The sequence below is a fragment of the Mycobacterium sp. NPDC003449 genome (assembly GCF_053588415.1).
In genome coordinates this window covers 1-4,627 of the sequence record NZ_JBSFPX010000320.1, presented here as the reverse complement: position 1 = coordinate 4,627, position 4,627 = coordinate 1, and the positions used below count along the sequence as shown (strand labels likewise).

At 68.5% G+C, this 4,627-nt stretch carries 6 protein-coding genes; 2 read left to right on the top strand and 4 right to left on the bottom strand.

Annotation, left to right across the window (positions count from 1 at the left end; translation table 11 throughout):
• A partial coding sequence (locus ACWDTP_RS37580) for a MarR family winged helix-turn-helix transcriptional regulator (protein ID WP_450028292.1) occupies positions 1-323 on the bottom strand: 323 nt, incomplete at its 3' end.
• 60 nt (positions 324-383) lie between these two features.
• On the opposite strand from ACWDTP_RS37580, the gene ACWDTP_RS37575 reads away from it, so the two are divergent.
• Entirely contained in the window at positions 384-707 is a 324-nt protein-coding gene (locus tag ACWDTP_RS37575) for an antibiotic biosynthesis monooxygenase family protein (protein ID WP_450028291.1), read from the top strand.
• 12 nt (positions 708-719) lie between these two features.
• Here the strand turns inward: ACWDTP_RS37575 and ACWDTP_RS37570 are convergent, their stop codons facing one another.
• From ACWDTP_RS37570 to ACWDTP_RS37560, 3 genes are all read right to left on the bottom strand, one after another.
• Positions 720-1,493, bottom strand: a complete 774-nt coding sequence (locus ACWDTP_RS37570) for a fructosamine kinase family protein (RefSeq protein ID WP_450028290.1) — start codon at positions 1,491-1,493, stop codon at positions 720-722.
• Entirely contained in the window at positions 1,490-2,329 is an 840-nt protein-coding gene (locus ACWDTP_RS37565) for an SDR family NAD(P)-dependent oxidoreductase (protein WP_450028289.1), read from the bottom strand. The genes ACWDTP_RS37570 and ACWDTP_RS37565 overlap by 4 nt, the downstream gene beginning before the upstream one ends.
• A gap of 78 nt (positions 2,330-2,407) precedes the next feature.
• Complete coding sequence (locus tag ACWDTP_RS37560; RefSeq protein ID WP_450028288.1) at positions 2,408-3,055, bottom strand: TetR/AcrR family transcriptional regulator; 648 nt, start codon at positions 3,053-3,055, stop codon at positions 2,408-2,410.
• A gap of 39 nt (positions 3,056-3,094) precedes the next feature.
• Here ACWDTP_RS37560 and ACWDTP_RS37555 point away from each other — a divergent pair.
• On the top strand, positions 3,095-4,627 hold a 1,533-nt coding region (locus ACWDTP_RS37555; protein WP_450028287.1), incomplete at its 3' end, for an arabinosyltransferase domain-containing protein.

The window sequence follows — 4,627 nt, the reverse complement described above, 5'->3', positions numbered from 1 at the left end:
GCCGCGTGGGCGCCGGCCAACCGCTTCCGTCCCGGCCCTGTCAGGTGCAGTTCGCGGGCCCGGCCCCGCTGTTCGCCTTCTTCGACCAGTCCCCCGCTACGCAGCCCGCCCAGTGTGTCCTGCAGCGACTGGCGGGTCACGAAGCACAGCCGGGCCAGCTCGGCCGCCGAGGCCTGCGGGTGGTCGGCGAGCGCCCGCAGCACGGCGTATTGCGCCATCGAGAGCCCGGTGGGTCGCAGGGCGGCGTCGCAACGCCTGCGCAGCGCCTGCTGCACCCGCTTGAGGAGGTAACCGACTCCGAGTTCCACATCCACCGCAGGCATGACAGGAACCTTACATGAGTGCTAACGTCGGCATGTAAGGAACCTGACTTTGGAGGAGCCATGACGACGATCCAGCAGCACGGCCCGTATGCGACGCTGATCAACGTGTTCACCGTCGAGCCCGAACGGGCACGTGAACTCGTAGAGCTACTGAGCAGCGCCACCGACGAGGTGATGCGCCATGTCCCCGGATTCGTCTCCGCCAACATCCACCTGAGCACCGACGGCACCCGGGTGACGAACTATGCGCAATGGCAGAGCGCCGAGGCGTTTCGGGCGATGCTCGACGATCCCATCGCTCGTGAGCACATGGGTAAATGCTCGGATATGGCGATCAGCTTCGAGCCGCACCTGTACACCGTGGAAGCCGTGCACCACCGTTGACCCGATGCTGGATCAGGCCGCGGCCGTGAGAGCCGAACAGGCAGCGACTCCGACGTCGTGCGCATAGCCGCCTCCGAACAGCACCACATGCGCCAGTAACGGGTAGAGCTGATGCAGTCCGATGCGTTCGTCGCGGCCCGCACGCAGCGGCCGCACCGATCGGTAACCGGCCAGCACGTCGTCGAGGTGGGGGCAGCCGAACAACGCCAGCATCGCAAGATCGGTCTCGCGGTGGCCGCCGTGGGCCGCCGGATCGATCAGCACAGCACCGTCCCGGGTCCACATCACGTTGCCACCCCACAGATCGCCGTGCAGACGGGCCGGGACGTCATCGTCGTCGAACCGGCCCGACGCGCACAGGTCGATCACCGCGGCCACCGCATCGCGCACCCGGGCGCTGAGCCGGTCCGCGGCCAGTTCCGACATCGGCCGCAGCCGCTCCTCGGCGTAGAACTCACCCCAGGTGCCGCGCCGGCGCAGCGACATCGGAAGCGGATCCACCATCGGACCGAAGTAACCGGGGCCCTGGTAGCCGTCGGGTCCTGCGCCGAATCCCGCGGCCCCGGCGTCGTGGGTGACGGCCAGCCGGGCGCCGAAGTCGCGGGCGGCGGCCGCCGACGGCGCCACCGGCACGAGTCGCTGCAACGTGAGGGAGGTGGCGTCATGGGTGTGGACCCCGACGCACCGCGCCCCGCCGGCCACGTCCAGCCAGGTCAGGCCGGCGGCCTCGGCGGCGAAGAATCCGGGCGGAGCATCCGCGTTGCGTTTGACGAACGCACCCGTCATAGTCGAGGGGGCACGCCGGCGACCCGCCCGACAATCCGGTCCCGCAGCCGCGCAGGGATATTCGTCATCACTGCGACCTGCACCTTGCTCGGCAGGCCGACGAGGTAGCGGGCCCGCGGCCGGCGCGCCGTGAGCGCCTCCTCCACCACCGCAACCACCTTCGATGGCGGCACCGCCAGCTTGCGCGCCACCGGGATGAACTTCTTCATCCCGGTGATATGCCCGGCGTACAGCGTGCGGTGCTCGGGTGACATCGCGGCCTCGGTCTGCTCGACCATGTCGTCGGCGGTGCGCCACATATCGGTGTCGGTTTGGGACGGCTCGACCACCGCGACGTGCACACCCCAGGGCCGCAGTTCGATCCGCAGCGCTTCGGCGGCCGCCTCCAAGGCGAACTTCGACGCCGCATACGCGCCGAGCAGGGGCGCCGACAGCCGGCCGTTGACACTGGAGACGAAGACCACCCGGCCATGCGAGTCCCGCAGCTTCGGCAACACCGCCTGGGTCACCGCGAACTGGCCGATCACATTGACCTCCAGTTGGTTACGCCAATCCCGCGGGTTCAGCGCCTCGATCGGACCGGCCACCACGATGCCCGCATTGTTGACCACGGCGTCCAGCCGCTGCGGTAACGCGTCCGGTAGCGCCGCGATCTGATCCGCATCGGTGACATCGAGGATCACCGTCGAGATGCGCCGCGGGTTGAGCGCCGCGACCGTGGCGGCGTCGACATCTGACCGCACCCCCGCGATCACCTCCCACCCGGCCGCGGCCAAGCGCTCAACGATCGCCCGTCCGATTCCACGGGCCGCGCCGGTCACCAGAACTGAAGGCATATCGCCGACTGTACTGCCACCTTCCCGGGTTATCCCGGCCTCTCGTGGACTCTCGGCCGGCGACCACCGAACACCGGCTCAACGATGCGTTCGCCGCGGAGAGTAACGGGCCCCCGCCGTTTCAGGTGAGCGTCGCTGCCGCCTCGTGGGATCGGGTTCGAATGGTGCCAGCACCACATCGTCGACCAGCCGCCGATAGGTGTCGTCGACCCGGTCATGGTCGCCGGTGGTGAAGAAGTCGATGACCAGACCCTGAATCGCGGCCAGTGCCAGGCGGGCCCGGGTTTCGGCGGTCGCGGGCGGCATTCCGATCGCCTCCATCCGCAGCTGCGCGTTGCGGGTCAGCTGGGCCAGCGTCTCGGCGGTGTAGGCGGCGTAGGGGCTGTCCTGCCCGCAGGCCGCGCCGAACACCTGCTCGAGAATGCGCAGCCGGGCCCGCTGGCCGCCCCGGGTGATCTCGTGCCAGTCGTCCAGGCACCACTGCCGCAACTCCTCGGCGGTGGTGTACAGCTTGGGCTCGGGGACGTTCTGGTCCTGCAGACCGGCCATCACAGCCAGGATCAGATTCTCCTTGCTGCCGAAGTAGTACACCAACATCCTTGCGCTGGTTCCCATCTCGGCCGCCAGTGCCCGCAGTGACGTATCGATCACCCCGGTCCGTGCCAGTACCTCGGTGGCCTGCGCGACGAGCTTCTCACGCTTCGCATGGTCGAACGGGCGGGGCACAACTTGACTGTAACATTTGCTTCAGTTATTCATGATCGAATGAGCACGCGCTGGGTGGCCACGATCGCCGGGCTCATCGGCTTCATCCTCAGCGCGCTGACGCCGATACTGCCGGTGGTACAGACGACGTCGACGTTGAACTGGCCTCAGGACGGCCGACTCGACAACCGCACCGCACCCCTGATCGCCCTCACGCCCATCTCACTGACCGCGACGGTGCCGTGCTCGCTGATCCGCGACATGCCAGCCGAAGGCGGCATGATCCTGGGCACCGCGCCCGCCGACGGCAAGGATGCGCGGCTGGACGGGCTATTCGTCACCGCCGGCGAGCAACGTGTCGACGTCATCGTCCGCAACGTGGTGGTGGCCACCGTCCCGCGCGCACAGGCGGCCGACCCGGCCTGTCAGCGGGTCGAGATCTCCTCATCCGAGGAGGGGACCTTTGCCACCTTCGTCGGACTGACCACCCCCGACGGCGCCGAATTGCGCACCGGATACCCCGATCCGAACCTGCGTCCCCAGATCGTCGGCGTCTTCACCGAGCTGAGCGGGCCTGCGCCACCTGGACTCTCGCTATCGGCGACGATCGACACCCGGTTCACCACCAAACCCACCCCGCTCAAGCTGTCGGCGATGCTGATCGGTATCGCCGCGACGGTCATCGCACTGCTGGCCCTGTGGCGGCTGGATCGCCTGGACGGCCGGCGGATGCGACGCGTGATCCCCACCCGGTGGCGGACCTTCACCGCCGTCGACGCGACCGTGATCGTGATATCGGTCCTGTGGTACGTGGCGGGGGCCGGCGCCTCCGACGACGGCTATCAGATGCAGATGGCCCGTGTCGCAGGTCATGCCGGCTATATGTCGAACTACTTCCGCTGGTTCGGCAGCCCGGAGGATCCGTTCGGCTGGTACTACAACCTGCTGGCCGTGATGACCCACGTCAGCGATATCAGCCTCTGGATCAGGCTGCCCGACCTGGTCTGCGCCCTGGTGTGCTGGCTGCTGCTGTCGCGGGAGGTGCTGCCGAGGCTCGGCCCCGCGGTCGCGACCAGCAGGCCGGCCCTGTGGGCCGCGGCGCTGGTGCTCATCGCGGCATGGATGCCGTTCAACAACGGGCTGCGCCCCGAAGGGCAGATCGCCGCCGGCGCGCTGATCACCTATGTCCTGATCGAACGTGCCGTCATCTCCAGCCGGGTCACCCCCGCTGCCCTCGCCATCGTCGTCGCCGCATTCACACTCGGCATTCAGCCGACCGGGTTGATCGCGGTGGCGGCACTCCTGGCCGGCGGTAGGCCGCTGCTGCGCATCGTCGTCGCCCGGCATCGCGCGATCGGCACCTGGCCGCTGATCGCGCCGATGCTCGCGGCGGGGTTCGTCGTGCTCACCGTGGTGTTCGCCGACCAGACCTTCGCATCGGTGCTGGAGGCGACCCGGGTCCGCACCGCCATCGGACCCAGCCAGGCCTGGTACACCGAGAACCTTCGCTACTACTATCTGGTCCTGCCGACCACCGACGGCGCGCTGTCCCGGCGGTTCGGGATCCTGATCACCATGGCGTGCCTGTTCCCG